The sequence below is a fragment of the Stenotrophomonas sp. P5_B8 genome (assembly GCF_054049855.1).
Genome location: NZ_JBFULO010000732.1, coordinates 1 through 1,072, shown reverse-complemented (window position 1 = coordinate 1,072; position 1,072 = coordinate 1). Strand labels below are relative to the sequence as shown.

Sequence of the window (1,072 nt, the reverse complement as noted above, 5' to 3'; positions counted from 1 at the left end):
GCGCGGCGTGGCCCATGTTGGCGCCGCAGCCGCCTTCCATGCCCTTCATGTCGTGCCCCGACATGCCGTTCGAGGCATGGCCCATGTCGTGGCCCATGTCGCTCATCGTCAGCAGCGGCCGTGGGTCGCGCGCCGGGATCGGCCCCTGCAGACCGTGGCGGACGGCCAGGGTGCCGGCCGCATAGCCGGTGCGGCCCATGTCCTGGCAGAAAATCGTGAACGCGTCCTGGCCGGTAGGTTCGACGATCACGTCGAAGGTCTCGGCCGGTGCGATGCGGAACTCATCGATGCTGACCGGGTGGATGTATTGGCCGTCGGCGGCGACCACGGTCATCTTCAGCCCCGGGATGCGCACATCGAAGTAGGTCATCGAGCCGCCGTTGATGAAGCGCAGCAACACCTTCTCGCCGCTGCGGAACAGCCCGGTCCAGTTGCCGGCCGGGGCGGTGCCGTTGAGCAGGTAGGTGTAGGTGTGCGCGTTGATGTCGGAGATGTCGGTGGGGGTCATCCGCATCCGGCCCCACATGCCGCGATCGGCGGTGGCCGCCGCCCAGCCGTCCTTGCGCACATCGCGCAGGAAGTCGGGCAGGGTGCGCTTGTAGTAGTTGTCGAACTCGGCCAGCTTCTTCATGCGACGGAACAGGGCACCGGGGTCCATGTCGGTCCAGTCCGACAGCAGGATCACGTGCTCGCGGTCGAAGTTGTACGGCGCTGGCTGCAACGGGTCGATGATCAGCGCGCCGTACAGGCCGGCCTGTTCCTGGAACATCGAGTGGCTGTGGTACCAGTAAGTGCCCGACTGCTTGAGGGTGAAGCGGTACTGGTAGGCCTCGCCGGGGGCGATGCCGTTGAAGCTCAGGCCGGGCACGCCGTCCATGTTGGCCGGCAGCAGGATGCCGTGCCAGTGGATCGAGGTGGGGTGGCCGTGCAGCGCGTTGGCCACGCGCACGTTGACGGTGTCGCCCTCGCGCCAGCGCAGGATGGGCGCGGGCAGGCTGCCGTTGACGGTGATGGCCGGGCGGGTGCGGCCGGTGAAATTGGCCAGCGATTCACCGATGCGTAACTGCACATC

General features: G+C 67.3%; 1 protein-coding gene. It reads right to left on the bottom strand.

Annotation, left to right across the window (positions count from 1 at the left end; genetic code table 11):
• On the bottom strand, window positions 1-1,072 hold a 1,072-nt coding region (locus ACXJKH_RS21095; RefSeq protein ID WP_457322298.1), incomplete at both ends, for a copper resistance system multicopper oxidase.